Here is an 18,822-nt window from a genome sequence, read left to right as displayed (position 1 = left end):
CAAAGCCGCGATGCCTGTGTGCAGGCATCGCGGTTTTTTTTCGCCTGCCGGATGGGCGTGGCGAAGGGTCAGTATTTCCAGAACACCGGCGTGAACAGCACCAGCACCGTCAGGATTTCCAGGCGTCCCAGCAGCATGCCGATGGTCAGCAACCATTTTGCCGCGTCCGGCAGGGTCGAGAAGTTGCCGGCCGGGCCGATGATATTGCCCAGGCCCGGTCCCACGTTGCAGACCGCGGTGGCGGCGCCGGTCAGGGCGGTGGTCCAATCCAGGCCGATCAGCGCGAGGCCCAGGGCGATGGCGCCAATCGTAATGGTGAAAAAGAACGAAAACGTCAGCAGCGAGCGAACGATTTCCTCGTCGATGGGATGGTTGTTGTATTTCTTCTGGATCACCGCCCGGGGGTGGATCAGTTGCTTCAAGCTGCCCATCAGCAGGACCTTGGCGACCTGGAAGCGAAAAATTTTCAGACCCCCGGACGTGGAGCCCGAACAGCCGCCGACGAACGTAAGGTAGAAAAACAGCAACAGGGCGAAACTGCCCCACAGCGTGTAGTCACCCAGCGCCACCCCCGTGGTGGTGACCACGGACGTAACGTTGACCGCCACGATACGGACCGCGTCCAACCAAGCGAGGTCGCTGTTCAGGCTCAGCCAGGTTCCCACCACCAACCATGTGACTACGAGGAATCCGAGGAAGCCCCTCACTTGCTGGTCCTTCAGCAGGGCACGCCTGTGACCCCGCAGCGTTGCGACATAGAGCGTGAAGGGCAACGCACCTGCCATCATGATGACCACCGACACCCAATGAACGGCCGGTTGGGTCCAGTGCGCCAGGGAAGAATCAGAGGTTGAAAAGCCGCCGGTGGAGATCATCGACATCGCATGGTTGATTGCTTCGAAAGGGCTCATGCCGGCCAGCCACAGCGCCAATGTGGAGAGGGCAGTCAAACCTATATAGATCCACAGGATGTAGTTGGCCGCGACGTGGGAGCGTGGCGTGACTTTCTCCGACCAGTCCGACGATTCGGTCTGGAACAGCCGCATGCCGCCGACCCGCAGCAACGGCAAGATCGCCACGGCCATGCCGATAAAGCCGATCCCGCCGAGCCAGTGCAACATCGAGCGCCAGATCAGCAGGCCGGGCGATGCCGTATCCAGCCCGGTCAGGATGGTCGAGCCGGTGGTGGTAATCCCCGACATGGTTTCGAAGAACGCGTCGGTGTAGCTGATGTGCTGGATGAACACCATCGGCAGGGCGGCGAAGGCGCAAACGAAGACCCAGCTGGCGGTGGTGAGCAGGTACATCTCCCGGGGGCGCATCTGGACGTGTTCCGGTCGTCCACGGGCGACCAACGCCACACCACAGACAAACGTGATCAGGCTCGACCAGAGAAACGCCGACAAGTCATCGTTGCGGTCGTAGAACATCAGCGTGAACAGCGGAATCGCCATGCTGACCGCGAGGGTGATCAGGAAAATTCCCAGGATGAAACCGATGAGACGCAGAACCGCTATGGACATGGATAACGCCTGATTCAGAAAGCTGCACAGTATCGATTTGGTGAATCGCTCACCGCGTAAAGTTTGCGTAAAAAAATGAAGCGCAAGTGCTCGACGACAAAGGCAGTTTTCTTCAATACCCGGGGAGCTGGGCCGTTTACCTTGGGCCCTCTTTCCTGCAACGAAGAAGATATGTGATGAGCTTGATATTTTCCATGGCTACGTTCGCGCTGGTGGCGTCCATAACCCCGGGGCCGGTCAACATCGTTGCCCTCAGCTCCGGCGCCCGCTACGGCTTTCGCGCCACCTTGCGCCATGTCGCCGGCGCCACCCTGGGGTTTGTCCTGCTGCTGGTCCTGATGGGGTTGGGGTTGCACGAGGTCTTGCAGCGCTGGCCGGGGCTGACCCGTGGGGTGCAACTGGCGGGCGTGGCGTTCCTTTTGTTCATGGCCTGGAAACTGGCAATGGATGACGGCGAGCTGGGGGACCGGGACGAGGGGCGCGCGCCGTCGATGGTCTATGGCGCGCTGATGCAATGGCTCAACCCCAAGGCCTGGCTGGCTTGCGTGGCGGGGATGGGGGCTTTCGTGGCCGATGGCGAGACGTGGCGGGTGTGGCAGTTCGCGGCGATCTACCTGGTGATCTGTTACCTGTCGGTGGGCTGCTGGGCCTACGCTGGGAGCTACCTGCGTATTTGGCTTGGGAATCCGGCGACCATGCGCCTGTTCAATCGGGCCATGGCGGCGTTGCTGGGGGCGAGCGCGGTGTATTTGTGGTTGCCGTAAGCGACTCGTCCCGCCACAACAGCGGGGTGGTCAGCCGCGATACTGGCCCGGGGTCGCCGCCAGGTGTTGTTTGAAGGCCCGTTGGAAATGCGCCTGGTCGGCAAACCCGCTTTCCAGCGCCACATCGGCAATCAACTTGCCCTCGCGCAATTGGATCCGGGCGAATTGGATCCGGCGGTTGATCAGGAAGGCATGGGGCGTCATGCCGTAGTGCCGCTTGAAGGCCCGGCTCAAGTAGGACGGCGAGAGCTGCGCGAAGGCGCAGATGTCTTCGAGCTTGAGGGCTTCGGTGCAATGATCATGGATGAACTGCGCGGCGCGCATCAGGGCCGGGTGACTGCCACGGTCCGGACGCCCAGCCGGATTGAGCCGATGCTGCAGGTCGGTGAAGAACGCCTCGGTGGCATCTTGCTTGGCGCCGGCATCGATCCGTTCATCCACCAACACGTCGTAGAGCTCACACAGGCCCGAGAAAAGCACGGTATCGCGGCTGTGGGTGGTGTCGAAGGCCTGGAAGTCCAGGGACGGATCAAAGCCGATCCGGCGTTGCAGATCCCTCAACCAATGAGTATCGACATACAGCATCACGTATGACCATGGCTGATTGTCGATCGGATTGCAGGCGTGCACGTCGCCAGGGTTCATCAGCACCACCGTGCCGCCCTCGACCTGGAAGTTCGATTGCTCGTGCAGATAGGTACTGCGCCCGGCCGTGATCGCACCGATGGAAAAATGGTCGTGGGCGTGGCGCGAGTAGCAGACCTTGCGACCGTCGGCGATGGCGCGGGCCTCGATGAAAGGCAGCGCCGCGTCGCGCCAGAAACGTGGGGCGGCGTCGTGGTTGGCGGGCTTCATCGGTCAATGTCCTGTTTTGTTGGCTGTGCCTGAGTGTATGCGCGTGCGCCGCAAAATGCCCGTTCGAGTTCGAAGCCGGTCTGGGCTAGACTGCAGTAACGCTCGCCAATGGAGTTACCGATGCTCGCGCCAGGAGAACCTGAGAACGAAGCCGTCCGTCTCAAGCAACTGCAATCGCTCAAGCTGCTGGATACCGCACCCGAGGAGCGATTCGACCGTCTGACCCGTCTCGCCCGGCGCCTGTTCAATGTGCCCATCGCCCTCGTGTCGCTGGTGGATGCCAATCGGCAGTGGTTCAAATCCAGTGCCGGGCTGGATGCCAGCGAAACGCCCCGCGAGGTGTCCTTCTGTGGGCACGCGATCCTGCAGGACGAGATCCTGGAGGTTTGCGACGCGGAACAGGACGAGCGATTCCACGACAATCCGCTGGTCACCGAACAGCCCGGCATCCGCTTCTACGCCGGTCATCCCCTGGGCTTGGAAGATGGCAGCAAGATGGGCACCTTGTGCCTGCTGGACACCAAGCCACGCAAGCTCAATGACGAAGAGCGCGACCTGCTGCGCGACCTGGCGAGCATGGCCGAGCAGGAATTGGTCGCCGTGCAGATGGCGAGCATGGATGAACTGACCCTGCTATCCAATCGTCGAGGCTTCAGAACGTTGGCGCAGCACGCGTTGCGCGTCTGCGGCCGGCTTTCGCGACCGGCCACGCTGCTGTTTTTCGACCTCAACGATTTCAAGCCGATCAACGACCGCTTTGGCCATGCCGAAGGCGACAGTGCCCTGAAAACCTTCGCCGATGTGCTGCGCATTGCCTTTCGTGAAAGCGACGTGATCGGTCGCCTGGGTGGCGATGAATTCGTCGCGTTGCTCACTGGCGCGTCTCATGTCGAGACCGCCGCGATCATGGCCCGTCTCGGGGAGATCCTGGAGGAGCGCAACGCGACATTGCAACGCGGTTACGACATCCACTTCAGCGTCGGCCAGATCGAGTACGACCCTGAGCGACATGGTTCGATCGACAGCCTGCTGGCCGATGCGGACGCGGCGATGTATGCGCAGAAGAAGGGGCGGCGCGATAGCTTGAACTGATCGGCCCATGACCCAGGCGAAACGCTCTAGAGCCAAGGGTTTTGCGCCAAATGCCGGGCTTCGAAGCGACGAATCTGTTCGGCGCGTTGAAGCGTGGCGCCAATGGCGTCCAGCCCCAGCAGCAAGGATTGCTTGCGCAGCTCATCGATCTCGAAGGCAATCACCTCGCCATCGGCCAATCTGATCTGTTGCGCCGACAGGTCGACGGTGAGGCTGGCGGTTTCGGCGTGGCTGACCGTTTGCGCGATTTTCCTTAGCTGCGGTTCAGGCAATTGGATCAACAACACCCCGTTGCGCTGGCAATTGTCATAGAAGATCCCGGCGAAGCTGCTGCCGATGAGCGCCCTGATGCCCGTTTGCTTCAACCCCCAGACGGCATGTTCCCGACTTGAGCCGCAGCCAAAGTTCTCTCCCACCACCAGGAACGTTGCGCCGCGCCAGCCAGGCTTGTTGAGCACGAATTCAGGATTGGGAACGCCAGCCTCCAACCACTTCAAGTCAAAGAACAGTCCACGGTCCAGCCCGTTGCGGTCGATGCCCTTGAGAAATTGCTTGGGCATGATCACGTCGGTGTCGATGTTGGCGGCCAGCAGCGGGGCGGCGGTTCCGATTACGGTAGTGAAGGGTTGCATGCTTCAGGCCTCTGGCAGCAGTGAACGAACGTCGGTCAGGTGACCGGCAATGGCGGCGGCCGCCACCATGGCCGGGCTCATCAAGTGGGTGCGGGCACCTGCGCCCTGGCGTCCTTCGAAGTTGCGATTGGTACTGGAGGCGCAGCGATCTCCAGGGGAAAGCACGTCATCGTTCATGGCCAGGCACATCGAACAGCCGGATTGGCGCCATTCGAAACCGGCGTCGCGGAAGATCGTCGCCAGGCCTTCTTCTTCGGCTTGCTGGCGCACCAAGGTCGAGCCGGGCACGATCATCGCCCGCACATGGGCCGCCACGTGCTTGCCCTGTACGACACGGGCCGCATCGCGCAGGTCTTCGATCCGCGCATTGGTGCATGAGCCGATGAAGGCATGGTTGATGACCACTTCGTTGAGCGGCATGCCTGGCTTCAGGCCCATGTAGTCCAGCGCGCGCTGCAGGCCTTGGCGCAGGATCAGGTCGGTTTCTGCCGAAGGGTCAGGTACCCGACTGCCGATGGCAGCAGCCTGGTCAGGGCTGGTGCCCCAGGTGACCATGGGTTCCAACGCATCGACATCGAGTGTCACTTCCCGATCGAAGACCGCGCCGTCATCGCTGTGCAGGGACCGCCACTGGGTCACGGCCTTTTTCCACACGTCGCCCCGGGGCGCGCGGGGTTTGCTTTGCAAGTAGTCAAAGACCTTGTCATCCGGCGCCATGAACGCGCCCCTGGCGCCGGCCTCGACGGCCATGTTGCAAATGGTCATGCGGGCTTCGACGCTCAGCGCGGTAATCGCCGGTCCGGTGAATTCGATCGCATAACCGGTGGCGCCCGAGGCGCCGATTCTTTCGATCAGCGCCATGATGATGTCCTTGGCGGTGACGCCTGCCCCGAGAATCCCGTTGACCGTGACGCGCAAGGTTTTCAGGCGCTTGTACACCAGTGTCTGCGTGGCCAGCAGGTGTTCGATTTCAGAGGTGCCGATGCCGAAGCCGAAGGCGCCCAACGCGCCATAGGTGGTGGTGTGGCTGTCGCCCGCGGCCACCACCATGCCGGGCAGGATGAAGCCTTGCTCGGGGGCGACGACGTGCTCGATGCCCTGGCGTTTATCCAGCACATCGAACAGCTCGATGCCGAAGTCGCGGCAGTTCTGCGTAAAGTACGACACTTGCCGGGCACCCCCGGCATCCGGCATCGCTGCGATGCGCTGGGGCGCCGTCGGGTTGACATGGTCGACCACCGCCAGCGTTGCGCTCGGGCGCCAGACGCTACGGCCGTTTTCGCGCAGGCCGCTGAAGGCTTGTGGGCTGGTGTATTCGTTGGCGACCTGGCGATCGATGTACAACAGCACGTGGCCCTGGTCGTCCAGCGGGCAAACGGTATGGCTGTCGATGTGCTTCTGATAGAGCGTTCGAGGGCTGTTCATGCAGGCGCTTCTTTTTTCCTGGCGGGGCTGCGGACAGCATATTTATCGCCCACGTCGTATCAAGAGCCCTGGAGTGAAGACGTTGCACACGGATTGTGATCAATCGTGAGGGCAGGGCGGGGCGGCCCCTCCATGGCCGCCCGGATCGGGATGGATCAGCGCCGGGCGGTCCGGGTGCTGACGTCCACCCATACGGCCAGCACCAGGATGCTGCCCTTGACGATCATCTGCCAGTAGCTGTCGACGTCAAGCATGGACATGCCGTTATCCAGGCTAGTGATGACCAGCGCCCCCAGCAGCGCGCCGTAGACCGTGCCCGAGCCACCGCGCATGGACGTGCCGCCGATGAAGCAGGCGGCGATGGCGTCCAGTTCGCCCATGTTGCCGGCCGAAGGCGAGCCGGCGGCCAGGCGCGCGGTATTGACCATGCCGGCGAGGGCGCACATCACGCCCATGATGCCGAAGATCCAGAGCTTCACCGCCTGCACGTTGATGCCGGAAAGGCGCGTGGCTTCCATGTTGCTGCCCACGGAATAGACGCGCCGGCCGAACACGGTCTGGCTAGTGACGTAGCTGAACACCCCCAGCAGGACCAGCAGGAGCAGCACCGGAACCGGAATCCCGTCGTAGCTGTTGAGTGTATAGACGAACCCGGCCAGCACGGCACCGATCAGCAGCACCCGCGCCACGTCACGTATCAACGAATGGGCCGCCAGACCATGGAGCGCGCGGTTGCGGCGCTGTTTCCAGGTGAGGAACAGCGTCAGCGCGAACAGCACCACGCCCAGGCCCGTGCCGACCGCATGGGGCAGGTAACCCTGGCCGACATAGACCAGCTCCGGTGACACCGGGGCGATGGTGGTGCCGCCGGTGATGCCCAGCAGGATCCCGCGAAACGCCAGCATGCCGCCCAGGCCGACGATGAAAGAGGGGATGCGCAGGTAAGCGGTCATGTAGCCGTTGGCCAGGCCAATCATCAGTCCGCACAGGGCGACCAGGCTCAGGTTTGCCAGCAGCGGAATGTGATAGACCACATCAAGTATCGCCGCCAGTCCCCCCAGCAGACCCAGCAGCGAGCCCACCGACAAATCGATTTCCCCACTGATGATCACCAGCACCATGCCGCAGGCAAGAATGCCGGTGATGGACATCTGCCGCAGCAGGTTGGAGAGGTTGCGCGGGGTCAGGAAGCCGCCCTCGGTCTGCCAACTGAAGAACATCCAGATGACCGCCACGGCGATCACCAGGGCGAGCATTTTGTAGCGGGTGAAGACTTGTTTGACCTGATTCATCTACGCGGACTTCCGATCATTGTTGTTATTGCTTTCGGGATGGCTGAGCGCGGCGGCGAGCACCTGTTCCTGGGTCAATTCCTGGTTGATGAAGTCCCCGCGCAGTTGCCCCTCGCCGATCACCAGCACGCGGTCGGACACACCGAGCACTTCGGCCAGTTCCGAGGACACCATGATGATCGATACACCTTCGGTCGCCAGCGCGCCCATCAGTTTGTAGATCTCATATTTGGCGCCGACGTCCACGCCCCGGGTGGGCTCGTCGAGAATCAACACCCGGGGCTTGGTCAGGAGCATCTTCGCCAATACGGCTTTCTGCTGGTTGCCTCCGGATAGGCTGGTGATCGGCAGGAACGGGCTCGCGGTCTTGAGATGCATGCGCGAGATTTCCCGGTCGATGCTGCCCAGCTCGGCTTCGGCGTCGATGCGAGTCATCCTGGAGAATTTATCCAGGACCGCCAGGGTGATGTTCTGGCCGACGCCCAGGTCCGGGATGATGCCTTGGCGCTTGCGATCTTCAGGGACCATGCACAGGCCGGCGCGAATCGACTTGAGCGGCGTGCTGCTGTCGATGCGCTGCCCGTCGAGCCAGACTTCGCCCTCATGGCGGCCGGGGTAGGCGCCGAACAGCGCCGACACCAGCTCCGTTCGACCGGCGCCCACCAGCCCGGCGATGCCGAGGATTTCGCCGCGCTTGAGTACGAACGAAATGTCATCGACCCGCTTGCGCCTGGGGTTGTCGACGTCGTAGCAGGTGACGTGGCGCGCCTCGAAAACCACCTCGCCGATTTCATGGGGTTCGGTGGGGTAGAGGTTGCTCATTTCTCGCCCGACCATCTGGGTGATGATCTTCGGAATGTCCATGTCCGCCATGGCCGTGGTCGCGATGTGTTTGCCATCGCGGATCACCGAAATGGTGTCGCACATGGCCGCCACTTCATCGAGCTTGTGGGAGATGTAGACACACGCCACGCCCTTGGACTTGAGGTCGCGGATGATGTCCAGCAGCACGTCGATTTCCGAGCGGGTCAGGGCCGAGGAGGGCTCGTCGAGGATCAGCAGGCGCGCCTGCTTGTTCAAGGCCTTGGCGATCTCGACCAATTGCTGGTAGCCACCCCCGTATTGCGAGACCGGCAGCGAGACGTTCATGTCCGGTACCTTGAGTTCGCGCATCAGGGCTTCGGCGCGGTGGATCATCGCCGGGTAGTTCATGCGTCCACCGGGCAATGTCAGCTCGTGGCCCATGAAGATGTTTTCGGCCACGGACAGGTCGGGGACCAGGGTCAATTCCTGATGAATGATCACGATGCCGGCGGCTTCGGTTTCACTGATCGATTGCGCCTTCAACGGCTGGCCATCCCAGATGATCTCGCCTTCCCAGGTGCCGTAGGGGTAGACCGCCGAGAGGACCTTCATCAAGGTGGATTTGCCGGCACCGTTCTCGCCGCACAGGCCGACGCACTCACCCGGCCTGACCTTGATGTCGATGCCATTGAGGGCCTTGACACCGCCGAAGGTCTTGACGATGCCATTCATTTGCAACAGGTATTCGGACATGGCGAGGGCTCGTTAAAAAGGGCTCACACAACATGAAACCTGTGGGAGCGCGCCTGCTCGCGAAGAGGCCGGCACATCCAGCATCATCATCGGCCATGACGGCGCCTTCGCGAGCCCGCTCGCTCCTACAAGGACTTCTGCTTAACCAAAGATCTGTGCCTGGGTCACTGCCCCGCAATTTGCGCCTTGGTATAGAACCCGTCCTTTTCCAACAGGTCGATGTTGTCCTTGGTCAGCGCGGTAGGCGTGAGCAGGATGGTGTCGACTTTCTTGGTGCCGTTGTCGTACTGCGAGCTGTAGGTGGGTTTTTCGTTGCGCGCCAGCTGCACCGATAGCTTGGCGGCTTCGGAGGCGATCAGTTTCAACGGCTTGTAGACCGTCATGGTCTGGGTCCCGTCGATCACTCGCTTGACCGCCGCCAAATCGGCGTCCTGGCCGGAGATCGGCACCTTGCCGGCCAGCTTCTGCGCGGCCAGCGCCTGGATGGCACCGCCGGCGGTGGCGTCGTTGGAGGCGACGATGCCATCGATCTTGTTGTTGTTCCGGGTCAGGGCGTTTTCCACGATGCTCAGGGCTTCGGTGGGGTTCCATTCCTTCACCCATTGCTGGCCGACGATCTTGATGTCGCCCTTGTCGATGGCCGGTTGCAGCACCTTCATCTGGCCTTCGCGCAGGATCTTGGCGTTGTTGTCCGTCGGCGCGCCGCCCAGCAGGAAGTAGTTACCCTTGGGGGCTGCCTTCAATACGCCGCCGGCCTGCATCTCGCCGACTTTTTCGTTATCGAAGGAGATGTAGGCGTCGATGTCGGCATTGAGGATCAGTCGGTCATAGGAGACCACCTTGATCCCGGCCTTCTTGGCTTCGGCGACGGCGTTGGTCAGCACGGTGGCGTTGAACGGCACGATGACGATCACGTCGACGCCACGGGAAATGAGGTTTTCGATCTGGGAAATCTGTTTCTGCTCGTTGGCGTCCGCCGATTGCACGAAGACCTTGGCGTCGAGTTTTTCCGCCGCCGCGACGAAATAATCCCGGTCCCGGGACCAACGCTCCAGGCGCAGGTCATCGATGGAAAAGCCGATCTTGGGGTTGGTGGCGTCGGCCATGGCCGGGAGCGATAGCAGGGCGAGGGCGCCGGCGAGCAGGGTACGTTTGAATCTTTTCATGGTGGTGCGTCCTTTTATTGTTTTTTGAAAGACACTGCCTGACGATGAACGTGATGCCGGTAGAACTGTAGAGCGTTGAGCGGCGTTGCGGGCACAGATTTGTCGCGCGAATGTAACAGCGATTCCGCGCCCGCAAAGTCGTCCGCTGTCAGGAGTAGATGAACCGATTGACGACGTTTTCCAGCATCTCCTGGCGACCGCTGACCGCCTTCGGATCCAGCTCGTTGGTGAACGCATGCTCGGCCAGGGATTCGAGGCTGTAGTCACCCGCGAGCAATGCCTTGCCGAACGGCTGCTGCCAGCCGGCGTAGCGCTGGTCCTTGAATTTCTGCAACTGATCGTCTTGCACCATGGCGGCGGCGCGCTCAAGGGACAGGGCGAGCACGTCCATGGCCGCGACATGACCGTGGAACAGATCCACTTCGTCCACACTCTGGCGACGCACCTTGGAATCGAAGTTGAAGCCGCCGTTGCCGAAGCCCCCGGCCTTGAGGATTTCATAGGTCGCCAGGGTCATTTCCTCGACGCTGTTGGGGAACTGGTCGGTGTCCCAGCCATTCTGCGGATCGCCCCGGTTGGCGTCGATGCTGCCGAAGATCCCCAGGGAGACCGCCGTGGCGATTTCATGGTGGAAGCTGTGCCCGGCCAGGGTCGCGTGGTTGGCCTCGATGTTGACCTTGATCTCTTTCTCCAGGCCGAACTGCTGGAGGAAACCGAACACCGTTGCGGTGTCGTAATCGTACTGGTGCTTGGTCGGCTCCTGGGGCTTGGGCTCGATCAGCAGGTCGCCCTTGAAGCCGATCTTGTACTTATGCTCGACCACCATGCGCATGAAGCGGCCCAGCTGTTCCCGCTCCCGTTTGAGGTCGGTATTGAGCAGGGTTTCATAGCCTTCGCGACCGCCCCACAGCACATAATTCGAGCCATCGAGGCGCTGGGTGGCGTTCATGGCGCTGAACACTTGCGCGGCGGCGCAGGCGAAGACTTGCGGGTCCGGGTTGCTGGCGGCGCCGGCGGCGAAACGCGGGTTGCTGAAGCAGTTGGCGGTGCCCCAAAGCAGCTTGATACCGGTTTGTTCCTGGTGGCGCTCAAGGTGGTCGACCATCTGCGCGAAATGGTTGCGGTACTCCTTGAGCGATTGGCCTTCCGGCGCGACATCGGTGTCGTGGAAACAGTAGTAGTCGATGCCCAGCTTGGAGAAAAACTCGAACGCCGCCTCGGCCTTGCCGATCGCCAGCTCCATCGGATCGCCGGCATGCTGCCACGGGCGCTTGAACGTGCCGGCGCCAAACACATCGGACCCCGGCCAGACGAAGGTGTGCCAATAGCAGACGGCCATGCGCAGGTGTTCGCGCATGGGTTTGCCAAGGATCAACTTGTTGGCGTCGTAGTGTCGGAAGGCGAGCGGCGAGTTGCTGCCTGGGCCCTCGAAGCGAATGGGCTGGACTTCGGGAAAGTACGGCATGGACGGATTCCTTTTTATTCTTGGCGGTGTCCCGATACTAACGCCGGCCTTGGGCCTGCTGATTATGAAAATCACCAATAGGTCGTTCGATTTTGAGTATTGAGATTCGCCGCCAGCGGGCCTAGTCTCTGTCCATCGGCCCAGGGTTCAAACAATGAAAATCGTCCCGCCCGTCCACCGCATCGCCCTATTGTTCAACGGCAGCAAGATCTACGACCGCGGCATCATCAGCGGCATCGGCAACTACCTGAGCAGTACCCGCGCGTCCTGGGACTTGTTCCTCGAGGAAGACTTCCTCTGCCGATTGAAGGGGATCGAGCGCTGGCAGGGCGATGGGATCATTGCTGACTTCGACGACCCCCTGATCGGAGAGGCACTGGCCGGGATCAAGATGCCCGTGGTGGCGGTGGGCGGCTCGTACCAGGATGAGCGCGCCTATCCCAAGGGCATCCCTTATGTCGCCACCGATAATCATGGGCTGATCAAGCTGGCCTACGACCATTTGATCGAGGCCGGATTGACGCGGTTCGCCTGTTTCAGCCTGCCCGAATCCCAAGCCAATCGCTGGGCCCAGGAACGGGAGAAAGCCTTTCGCCGGTTGATGCAGCGCGATGGCCTGCAAGCCGAGGTCTATCGCGGCATGGGCACCAGCGCGCCGCTCTGGGACAGCGCCGTCGAGCAGCAGATCAACTGGCTGCAAAGCCTGCCCAAACCCATTGGCATCATCGCCGTCAGCGACGCGCGGGCCCGGCAACTTCTGCAAGCCTGCCTGACCGCGGGCATCGCTGTGCCGGAGCAGGTGGCGTTGATCGGCATTGATAACGACCCGCTGACCCGCAGCCTGACGCGGGTGCCGCTGAGCTCGGTGGTGCAGGGCACCGAAACCATGGGCCGGACCGCGGCGCGGCTGCTGCACCAGATGCTGCATGGCATGCCGTCCACGGGTACGCAGGTGCTGATCCCGCCGGATACGATCAACGTGCAAGCGTCGAGCTTGCACCAGCCGCTGGGCAATCCTTACGTCATGCAGGCGCTGTTGTTCATCCGCCAATACGCCTGCCAGGGCATCAAGACGGCCCAGGTGGCGGCGTATGTCGGCGTGTCGCGCTCATCCCTGGAAGCGCATTTTCGCAAGGCGCGCGGTTGCAGCGTTCACGACGAAATCCTGCGTTTCAAATTGGCGGCGGCGGCCAACGGTTTGGAAAACACGGACTCGGCGATTGCTGACATTGCTCGCAGTTGCGGTTTCAAATCGCCGCAGTACCTGCATACGGTGTTTCGTCGCGAGTTTGGCTGCACGCCTCGGGAATATCAGCAGGGCACGAATATGGCGGGCGAGTAGTACGGGCAGTTGTGGCGAGGGAGCTTGCTCCCGCTAGAAGGCAGCCATTCAGCCTGACAGCCATGTGTTCACGACCCGCCGATCCAGCTCTTCCCAATCTGCCATGCCCAGCACCCGCGTAGTGTTCAAGCCGCGCAGATAACCGCGCAGTTGGTTGGCCGTGTCCCGCTTGAGTTGTGGGTTGAGCTCGTTGTCCAACAGCACGCTTTCGTACTGGGCCAGGTATTCAGCCACCCGCTCCCGGAAGTCGGGCAATACCGCACCGCGAATCAGATCAAATGTTCTCATCAAAATGCCTCATCCGTTTTTTCAAGGCTCGCAACTATTGCCATCAGTAATAGTGACCATTACGAAATGCAAGTTCTGCTTTGCTGGCGATCATTGGAGAATCAGCCCCATCGAAACGCAGCCCAACACTGCAGGACTTGAACATGCGCCCTTTATTTTTCCTTGCCGTTGCTTTGTCGCCGTTGTTGCTTGCGGGATGTGCCTCGGCGCCGAACGATCCGACCCTGACCTTGCAGACCAGCAAGACACCGGCCGAATACGCTGAGTGCGTCGTGCCGAAGTTGCAAGGCAGCGCGCTGAACCCGATGGTCTCGCAGACCCAGCGCAGCTACCGCATCGTCGTGCCGAGCAAGATCGCCGCAGACAACGTGCTGGAAGCCTACAAGGCCGGCGATGGCGGGAAAGTGTTCATCTATGACCGGCATTTGCTGGCATCCAATCTCCTGCCATCGAATTTTGAACGCGCCGCCCAGGAATGCATCTGACCGGCCCGTAACGCTTTGCCCGTGCTCCTTTGGTTGGCCGCAACCAACCAATTCCCTTTGCCCCGCACCGTATTCGGTCGCGGGGCTTTTTTTGTCGGTAGAGTCTTGTTTACCTTGGTGTGAGAGGATGGCCCATGCGAAGCCACCATCGACAAAAAAGGACTGAGATGAATCTGTTTCCTGCGCACTCCATGCCCCTCATTCTGACGCTCGCCGCCCTATGCGCCCCGGTGCACGCCGCGACCTGGCAGATTTGCGACATGCAATTGCAGGTCACTGAGGTGGTGAAGCAGCCGTACCCTGGCCTCCGGGCCCAGGTTCTGAAAACCCGCCCGGCCTCGCCCGACGTGGAGTGTCCGAAAGAGGGCGCCGTGATCAATTTCATCCCGGAAACCGCTGACTACCAGGCCACGCTTGCCCGGCGCAAATGGCCCGCGAAAGGCCAGGCGATCAGGATCAAGTACCGCTACCTGGACGGCATCTGCAAAGGCGACGGCAACGAACATCCTTGTCGTATCGAGCATTATCCGTTCGTGGCTCAATGATCAGCCTCGACCGGCGTTCGCCTCGGCTTCGATCGCGGCCATGACGCTGGGTCGCGTCTCGATCCGCGCCACGTACGACGCAAGCGACGGCCAATCCTCGATGTCGATGGCGAAAAACGGCAGCCATTTGAGCACCGTTTGCATCGGCCGCTCGACGTACGTCGATGACGACCTGAAGGCTGGTCGACTGGTCGCGCCATTTGACTTGAGGTTGAAGTCCGATCTCGGTTTCTACTTGGTGACATGCGTCGAAACAGCCCACACGAAAAAGGTCGAGGCGTTCAGGATGTGGTTGATCGACACGATAAGGGGATCGAGCCGAGCGACTCTCCACCAGCTAGATTGACAGGCTGTACCAGTCGTCACGCCCGCTCTGCTCGCGTCGAGATTGATCGACCAGGAAACCACAGCGCTGGAGTACTATTACCGAGCCAATATTCTCGGCATAGACATTGGCAAGCAGCCGTCCGAGGTGCCAGTGGGACTGGGCCTGCTGGATCAAATGCCGAACCGCCAGTGTCGCGAGTCCTTGCCCACAAGCTTCTTGTGCGATTCGATAGCCAACTTCGGCCGACCGCCCAGAGGTGTCGATGTCCTTGAGGTTCGCTCGTCCAATGATCTTTCCATTGGCGCCCTCTATGACAAAGGGGTGCCAAGTCCCGGCGGCGAGGCCGGTCAGATAATCATCAATGTGGTCGCAGACGCCCCTGGTCGAATAGAACACCGTGTCGCGCGCGTCTATATGGCGCTCGAACCAAGTGCGATTTTCCACTTCGAATGCCAGCAACGCCTCTGCATCACTTTCTTGCAGGGTCCGAATCCTGATGGTGTCCTTGTCCACGGTCACATCCTGTTTTGCTTGAGGAGAGTCACAACGCCGGTCCGGGTTGCAGGTGTCCGAGCGAATGCCAGCGGCGCCAGTTTTATCACAGCAGGCCGAGCCCGTCCTTTTTGGAACGAGGTTTGACGACCCGTAGGCGCCAAAGGCATAGTGTGCTCGATTATGTCCATTGGTGCTCGTTTGTGTAGGTTGTAACGGCCATGAGTAGTCCCCTTGAAGTCTTCCCCGGCGAACGCCAACGATTGATCAGTGAACGCCTTGCCCGCTACGGCCGGGTGATCGCGGCCGACCTGGCCAGTGAATTCAACGTCTCCGAACATTCGATCCGGCGGGATCTCGGCGCATTGGCGGCGGCGGGTTTGTGCAAGCGCGTGTATGGCGGCGCGATTCGCTTGCCGGCGGCCGAAGCCCCCATAGACGTCCGAATCCACCAGGATCCGGCGCGCAAGGGCAACCTTGCCCGGACGGCGGCGTCGCTGCTCAGCGCCGGTCAGCACGTCTTTCTCGATGCCGGGTCGACCAATCTGGCCATTGCCCGCGCCATCGATCCAGGGCTGCGCTTGACGCTCAGCACTAACTCGCCGTTGATCGCGGTGGAGCTGATGAAGCTGCCCAACGCCGAGGTGATTCTGCTGGGCGGGCGCCTGAACCCGGTTACGGGCGGCGCGATCGGGCTGGCGGCTGTCCAGCAACTGCGCCAGTTCAATTTCGATTTGTGCTTTGTCGGTGCCTGCGCCATCGACCCTGACAACGGCGTCACGGCGTTTGGCCTGGATGACGCCGAGTTCAAGCGTGCGGTGGTCGCGGCCAGCGGTCAGGTGGTCGTGGCGGTCACCAACCAGAAGCTGTCCAGCGTTGCGCACTACCAGGTGGCGTCTTGTGAAGAAGTCACCGCGCTGGTGGTCGAGCATGACGCGCCGCGTGAGCGACTCGATCCTTTCCTGGCGCGAATCGCCAAGGTCATGACGGCCCCCGCCAAGGCGTGAGACGCAGCAATGGGTGACAAGCCCATTGTCCGCCGAGCGTTTTACGTCTAGTTTGCTGGCCCATCACAAGTACAAAAGTCAGGAGTCATCGATGCAACCGATCCGTCTCGGTCTGGTGGGCTACGGCAAGATTGCCCAGGATCAACACGTTCCCGCTATCCGCGCCAACCCTGCTTTCGAGCTGGTGGCGGTCGCGACCCAAGGACAGCCCTGCGCCGCAGTGGAGAACTTCCAGTCCCTGGGGGAGCTTCTGGAAAAAGGTCCACGCGTCGATGCGATCGCGTTTTGCACGCCGCCGCAAGGCCGATTCGCGCTAGTGCGGCAGGCGCTTGAGGCCGGCAAACACGTCCTGGTGGAGAAACCGCCGTGCGCGACGTTGGGCGAGGCGATGGCGCTGGTGGACCAGGCGCACGCGGCAGGCGTAAGCGGGTTGTTCGCCTGGCATTCGCGTTACGCGCCCGGCATCGAGGCCGCCCGCGACTGGCTTGCCAGCCGCACGCTGCAAAGCGTCCGGATCGACTGGAAGGAAGACGTACGCAAATGGCACCCGGGCCAGGCGTGGATCTGGCAACCCGGTGGCCTGGGCGTGTTTGATCCGGGCATCAATGCCTTGTCGATCGCCACTCACCTGTTGCCGCTGTCATTGTTTGTCGAGTCGGCCGAACTGCGCGTTCCCGATAACTGCCAGTCGCCGATTGCCGCCAGCATCAAGATGTCCGACCCAGGCCATCTCGATATCCGCGCGGAATTCGATTTCGACCATGGTCATGATGAGCTCTGGAGCATCGAGATTCGTTGCACCGAAGGCGTCCTGCGGCTCGACAATGGCGGTGCGCTGCTGAGCATCGACGGTGTGCGCCAGGCCGTGTCGGAGGAGGGCGAGTACGCGGCGGTGTACCGGCACTTCCAACAACTGATCAATGACAAGGCCTGCGACATGGACCTGCAACCGCTGCGCCTGGTGGCGGACAGCTTTTTCGTCGGTAGCCGTACCTTGGTCGAGCCGTTCTACGATTGATCGCGCGAACGTGCCCGTCGTCCTTGCGGCGATGGGCACCTGGTGTGCTATTGATGTATCTCGGCAACCGACATGGTGAAGATCAGCTTCGACCTGCCCATGTTGGAATAAGCGTGCGGGACATCTGTCCTCGCCACCGCCGAGCTCCCGGCGGGGATCACCAGCTCCGTTTCTCCCACCACGCATTTGAGCGTGCCTTTCTCGACATGGAACAACTCAAGGGTGCCTTGGGGGTGTCCGGCTGAAGAAAACGATTCGCCCGGGAACATCTCCCAGCGCCACAGTTCGATCATGTTCGGGCCGCTCGTCCCGGCGAGCAGGCGCGCTGTGCCTCCCAATTCTCCGTTCCACAGTGTGGGTATATCCCGGCTGTCGATAATGTGGGCCGAAGGGGGCTCCGCCACATTAACGATGTCGGCCACGGAAAGGCCCAGCGCCGCGGCAATCTTGCACAAGATGCCGATGCTCGGGTTGGCCGTGCATTTCTCGATCTCGACCACCATTCCCTTGCTCACGCCCGAGCGCCGGGACAGTTCGTCCAGGGTGATTTTCTGAGCCTTGCGCGCCTGCTTGAGCGTGCGCGCAACGGCCAGGCTCACCGCGTGGGCATCGGCGCCAGGCGTGGTCGATATATTGATATTCAAGGTCATCATCAAGGAATCATGAGAAAGAGAGTGCGGCGATTCTCGACCGTTGCCGGCGGTGTCGTCAATCAGTTCGTCGGGCTTATACCGACCATAAAAGTCGATATATTGACTTTGGCCGTAGGCGATGACTAGCATGAAACCCATTTGCAACGCTGGAGAACCTTGATGCTGTCAGTACTGCCGTTGATCGACCAAGCCGTTGCCGAGCTGGCGCCCGGGTTCAGGGCCCTGAGCATCGTGGTGCAGGCTGCGCCGCTCACCGACCCGGACGCCGCCCGTACGGCCCTGGATCGAGCCTGCCAGTCGGTGCTGGCGGGTGGGCCTGCCTGGGGAGAGGCCCATTTGCAGCAGTGGGCAGACACGTTTCGACTGTTCGGCGCCAAGCCGCAACGCACACCATGTTCGGCCGAAGCGTTGCGAAAGCGCGTGCTGCGTGACGGCAGCGTGCCGAGCCTGGATCCGGTCGTGGATCTCTACAACGCCATCAGCATCGAGTATGCGATCCCTGTCGGCGGCGAAAATATCGAGGCGTACGTTGGCTCGCCGCGACTCGTTATCGCCGAGGGCTGCGAACCGTTCGACACCATGAAGGAAGGCGCACCCGCCCATGAATTTCCGGACGCCGGCGAAGTGGTCTGGCGCGACGACCAGGGCGTGACGTGCCGGCGCTGGAACTGGCGACAGGGCGTCAGGACGCGGCTGGATGCGCAGGCCCAGCACATGTGGTTCATCCTCGAAAGCCTGCCGGCAATGCCGCTCGAAGCGCTGACCGAGGCGGGTGACAGGTTGATCGAGGGGTTGCAGTCGATGATGCCCGGTGTGCAGATTGAAAGTGCGCTGGTAGGGCCAGCTAGCTGACTCATGGTTGCTCGCAAAGCTTTTGTGGCGAGAGGATAAAT

At 61.5% G+C, this 18,822-nt stretch carries 20 protein-coding genes; 8 read left to right on the top strand and 12 right to left on the bottom strand.

The window, feature by feature from the left end:
- Nucleotides 1-68: 68 nt before the first annotated feature.
- Nucleotides 69-1,523: a TrkH family potassium uptake protein gene (locus tag JZ00_RS01330; protein ID WP_039591331.1), complete on the bottom strand. Its 1,455-nt coding sequence runs from the start codon at nt 1,521-1,523 to the stop codon at nt 69-71.
- Nucleotides 1,524-1,699: 176 nt separating this feature from the next.
- Here JZ00_RS01330 and JZ00_RS01325 point away from each other — a divergent pair, with 176 nt between their 5' ends.
- On the top strand, nt 1,700-2,287 hold the full coding sequence (locus tag JZ00_RS01325) for a LysE family translocator (RefSeq protein WP_039591329.1): 588 nt from the start codon (nt 1,700-1,702) through the stop codon (nt 2,285-2,287).
- A gap of 30 nt (nt 2,288-2,317) precedes the next feature.
- On the opposite strand, the gene JZ00_RS01320 is transcribed toward JZ00_RS01325, so the two are convergent.
- On the bottom strand, nt 2,318-3,142 hold the full coding sequence (locus JZ00_RS01320; protein ID WP_039591328.1) for a helix-turn-helix transcriptional regulator: 825 nt from the start codon (nt 3,140-3,142) through the stop codon (nt 2,318-2,320).
- A 120-nt stretch (nt 3,143-3,262) separates the two neighbouring features.
- Between JZ00_RS01320 and JZ00_RS01315 the strand changes: the two genes are divergently transcribed.
- Complete coding sequence (locus JZ00_RS01315) at nt 3,263-4,234, top strand: sensor domain-containing diguanylate cyclase (protein ID WP_039591326.1); 972 nt, start codon at nt 3,263-3,265, stop codon at nt 4,232-4,234.
- 26 nt (nt 4,235-4,260) lie between these two features.
- Here the strand turns inward: JZ00_RS01315 and leuD are convergent, their stop codons facing one another.
- The 6 genes from leuD to xylA all read right to left on the bottom strand — a co-directional run bounded on the left by leuD (nt 4,261) and on the right by xylA (nt 11,771).
- Complete coding sequence (gene leuD / locus JZ00_RS01310) at nt 4,261-4,866, bottom strand: 3-isopropylmalate dehydratase small subunit (protein ID WP_039591324.1); 606 nt, start codon at nt 4,864-4,866, stop codon at nt 4,261-4,263.
- 3 nt (nt 4,867-4,869) lie between these two features.
- Nucleotides 4,870-6,291, bottom strand: coding sequence for a 3-isopropylmalate dehydratase large subunit (gene leuC, locus JZ00_RS01305; RefSeq protein ID WP_039591322.1), 1,422 nt, complete (start codon nt 6,289-6,291; stop codon nt 4,870-4,872).
- 155 nt (nt 6,292-6,446) lie between these two features.
- Nucleotides 6,447-7,583: a sugar ABC transporter permease gene (locus tag JZ00_RS01300; protein WP_039591320.1), complete on the bottom strand. Its 1,137-nt coding sequence runs from the start codon at nt 7,581-7,583 to the stop codon at nt 6,447-6,449.
- Nucleotides 7,584-9,140, bottom strand: coding sequence for a D-xylose ABC transporter ATP-binding protein (gene xylG / locus JZ00_RS01295; RefSeq protein ID WP_039591318.1), 1,557 nt, complete (start codon nt 9,138-9,140; stop codon nt 7,584-7,586).
- Between the two features lie 164 nt (nt 9,141-9,304).
- Nucleotides 9,305-10,306 carry a D-xylose ABC transporter substrate-binding protein gene (gene xylF / locus JZ00_RS01290; protein WP_039591317.1) on the bottom strand — a complete coding sequence of 334 codons (1,002 nt, stop codon included), beginning with the start codon at nt 10,304-10,306 and terminating at the stop codon, nt 9,305-9,307.
- A gap of 148 nt (nt 10,307-10,454) precedes the next feature.
- Nucleotides 10,455-11,771: a xylose isomerase gene (xylA, locus tag JZ00_RS01285; RefSeq protein ID WP_039591316.1), complete on the bottom strand. Its 1,317-nt coding sequence runs from the start codon at nt 11,769-11,771 to the stop codon at nt 10,455-10,457.
- A 154-nt stretch (nt 11,772-11,925) separates the two neighbouring features.
- Between xylA and JZ00_RS01280 the strand changes: the two genes are divergently transcribed.
- Nucleotides 11,926-13,113 (top strand): XylR family transcriptional regulator, encoded by a 1,188-nt coding sequence (locus JZ00_RS01280; RefSeq protein WP_039591315.1) that lies wholly within the window; start codon nt 11,926-11,928, stop codon nt 13,111-13,113.
- A 48-nt stretch (nt 13,114-13,161) separates the two neighbouring features.
- On the opposite strand, the gene JZ00_RS01275 is transcribed toward JZ00_RS01280, so the two are convergent.
- A complete protein-coding gene (locus tag JZ00_RS01275; protein ID WP_039591313.1) occupies nt 13,162-13,401 on the bottom strand; it encodes a hypothetical protein in 240 nt (79 codons plus the stop codon).
- Nucleotides 13,402-13,544: 143 nt separating this feature from the next.
- On the opposite strand from JZ00_RS01275, the gene JZ00_RS01270 reads away from it, so the two are divergent.
- Together JZ00_RS01270 and JZ00_RS01265 are read left to right on the top strand one after the other, a co-directional pair.
- Nucleotides 13,545-13,886: a hypothetical protein gene (locus tag JZ00_RS01270; protein WP_039591311.1), complete on the top strand. Its 342-nt coding sequence runs from the start codon at nt 13,545-13,547 to the stop codon at nt 13,884-13,886.
- Nucleotides 13,887-14,077: 191 nt separating this feature from the next.
- On the top strand, nt 14,078-14,431 hold the full coding sequence (locus JZ00_RS01265) for a hypothetical protein (RefSeq protein ID WP_039591397.1): 354 nt from the start codon (nt 14,078-14,080) through the stop codon (nt 14,429-14,431).
- Here JZ00_RS01265 and JZ00_RS31045 read toward each other — a convergent pair whose 3' ends face one another.
- Both JZ00_RS31045 and JZ00_RS01255 read right to left on the bottom strand, forming a co-directional pair.
- A complete protein-coding gene (locus JZ00_RS31045) occupies nt 14,432-14,575 on the bottom strand; it encodes a hypothetical protein (protein ID WP_155401997.1) in 144 nt (47 codons plus the stop codon).
- 193 nt (nt 14,576-14,768) lie between these two features.
- On the bottom strand, nt 14,769-15,272 hold the full coding sequence (locus JZ00_RS01255) for a GNAT family N-acetyltransferase (protein WP_039591307.1): 504 nt from the start codon (nt 15,270-15,272) through the stop codon (nt 14,769-14,771).
- Nucleotides 15,273-15,472: 200 nt separating this feature from the next.
- On the opposite strand from JZ00_RS01255, the gene JZ00_RS01250 reads away from it, so the two are divergent.
- Entirely contained in the window at nt 15,473-16,258 is a 786-nt protein-coding gene (locus tag JZ00_RS01250; RefSeq protein ID WP_039591304.1) for a DeoR/GlpR family DNA-binding transcription regulator, read from the top strand.
- 91 nt (nt 16,259-16,349) lie between these two features.
- Nucleotides 16,350-17,276: a Gfo/Idh/MocA family protein gene (locus JZ00_RS01245; protein WP_039591302.1), complete on the top strand. Its 927-nt coding sequence runs from the start codon at nt 16,350-16,352 to the stop codon at nt 17,274-17,276.
- 47 nt (nt 17,277-17,323) lie between these two features.
- Here the strand turns inward: JZ00_RS01245 and JZ00_RS01240 are convergent, their stop codons facing one another.
- Nucleotides 17,324-18,058, bottom strand: a complete 735-nt coding sequence (locus JZ00_RS01240) for a helix-turn-helix domain-containing protein (protein ID WP_230633464.1) — start codon at nt 18,056-18,058, stop codon at nt 17,324-17,326.
- A 30-nt stretch (nt 18,059-18,088) separates the two neighbouring features.
- On the opposite strand from JZ00_RS01240, the gene JZ00_RS01235 reads away from it, so the two are divergent.
- Nucleotides 18,089-18,781 (top strand): B3/B4 domain-containing protein, encoded by a 693-nt coding sequence (locus tag JZ00_RS01235; RefSeq protein ID WP_039591300.1) that lies wholly within the window; start codon nt 18,089-18,091, stop codon nt 18,779-18,781.
- Nucleotides 18,782-18,822: the final 41 nt, after the last annotated feature.

It is taken from the genome of Pseudomonas frederiksbergensis (assembly GCF_000802155.2).
Taxonomy (GTDB): Bacteria; Pseudomonadota; Gammaproteobacteria; order Pseudomonadales; family Pseudomonadaceae; genus Aquipseudomonas; species Aquipseudomonas frederiksbergensis_A.
This window is presented reverse-complemented; position numbering and strand designations above follow the sequence as displayed.

What these genes read in the sequence shown, in the direction of transcription:
- JZ00_RS01330 (WP_039591331.1), bottom strand. Translation starts at nt 1,523, where the DNA reads ATGTCCATAGCGGTTCTGCGTCTCATCGGTTTCATCCTGGGAATTTTC.
- JZ00_RS01325 (WP_039591329.1), top strand. Translation starts at nt 1,700, where the DNA reads ATGAGCTTGATATTTTCCATGGCTACGTTCGCGCTGGTGGCGTCCATA.
- JZ00_RS01320 (WP_039591328.1), bottom strand. Translation starts at nt 3,142, where the DNA reads ATGAAGCCCGCCAACCACGACGCCGCCCCACGTTTCTGGCGCGACGCG.
- JZ00_RS01315 (WP_039591326.1), top strand. Translation starts at nt 3,263, where the DNA reads ATGCTCGCGCCAGGAGAACCTGAGAACGAAGCCGTCCGTCTCAAGCAA.
- leuD (WP_039591324.1), bottom strand. Translation starts at nt 4,866, where the DNA reads ATGCAACCCTTCACTACCGTAATCGGAACCGCCGCCCCGCTGCTGGCC.
- leuC (WP_039591322.1), bottom strand. Translation starts at nt 6,291, where the DNA reads ATGAACAGCCCTCGAACGCTCTATCAGAAGCACATCGACAGCCATACC.
- JZ00_RS01300 (WP_039591320.1), bottom strand. Translation starts at nt 7,583, where the DNA reads ATGAATCAGGTCAAACAAGTCTTCACCCGCTACAAAATGCTCGCCCTG.
- xylG (WP_039591318.1), bottom strand. Translation starts at nt 9,140, where the DNA reads ATGTCCGAATACCTGTTGCAAATGAATGGCATCGTCAAGACCTTCGGC.
- xylF (WP_039591317.1), bottom strand. Translation starts at nt 10,306, where the DNA reads ATGAAAAGATTCAAACGTACCCTGCTCGCCGGCGCCCTCGCCCTGCTA.
- xylA (WP_039591316.1), bottom strand. Translation starts at nt 11,771, where the DNA reads ATGCCGTACTTTCCCGAAGTCCAGCCCATTCGCTTCGAGGGCCCAGGC.
- JZ00_RS01280 (WP_039591315.1), top strand. Translation starts at nt 11,926, where the DNA reads ATGAAAATCGTCCCGCCCGTCCACCGCATCGCCCTATTGTTCAACGGC.
- JZ00_RS01275 (WP_039591313.1), bottom strand. Translation starts at nt 13,401, where the DNA reads ATGAGAACATTTGATCTGATTCGCGGTGCGGTATTGCCCGACTTCCGG.
- JZ00_RS01270 (WP_039591311.1), top strand. Translation starts at nt 13,545, where the DNA reads ATGCGCCCTTTATTTTTCCTTGCCGTTGCTTTGTCGCCGTTGTTGCTT.
- JZ00_RS01265 (WP_039591397.1), top strand. Translation starts at nt 14,078, where the DNA reads ATGCCCCTCATTCTGACGCTCGCCGCCCTATGCGCCCCGGTGCACGCC.
- JZ00_RS31045 (WP_155401997.1), bottom strand. Translation starts at nt 14,575, where the DNA reads ATGCAAACGGTGCTCAAATGGCTGCCGTTTTTCGCCATCGACATCGAG.
- JZ00_RS01250 (WP_039591304.1), top strand. Translation starts at nt 15,473, where the DNA reads ATGAGTAGTCCCCTTGAAGTCTTCCCCGGCGAACGCCAACGATTGATC.
- JZ00_RS01245 (WP_039591302.1), top strand. Translation starts at nt 16,350, where the DNA reads ATGCAACCGATCCGTCTCGGTCTGGTGGGCTACGGCAAGATTGCCCAG.
- JZ00_RS01240 (WP_230633464.1), bottom strand. Translation starts at nt 18,058, where the DNA reads ATGCTAGTCATCGCCTACGGCCAAAGTCAATATATCGACTTTTATGGT.
- JZ00_RS01235 (WP_039591300.1), top strand. Translation starts at nt 18,089, where the DNA reads ATGCTGTCAGTACTGCCGTTGATCGACCAAGCCGTTGCCGAGCTGGCG.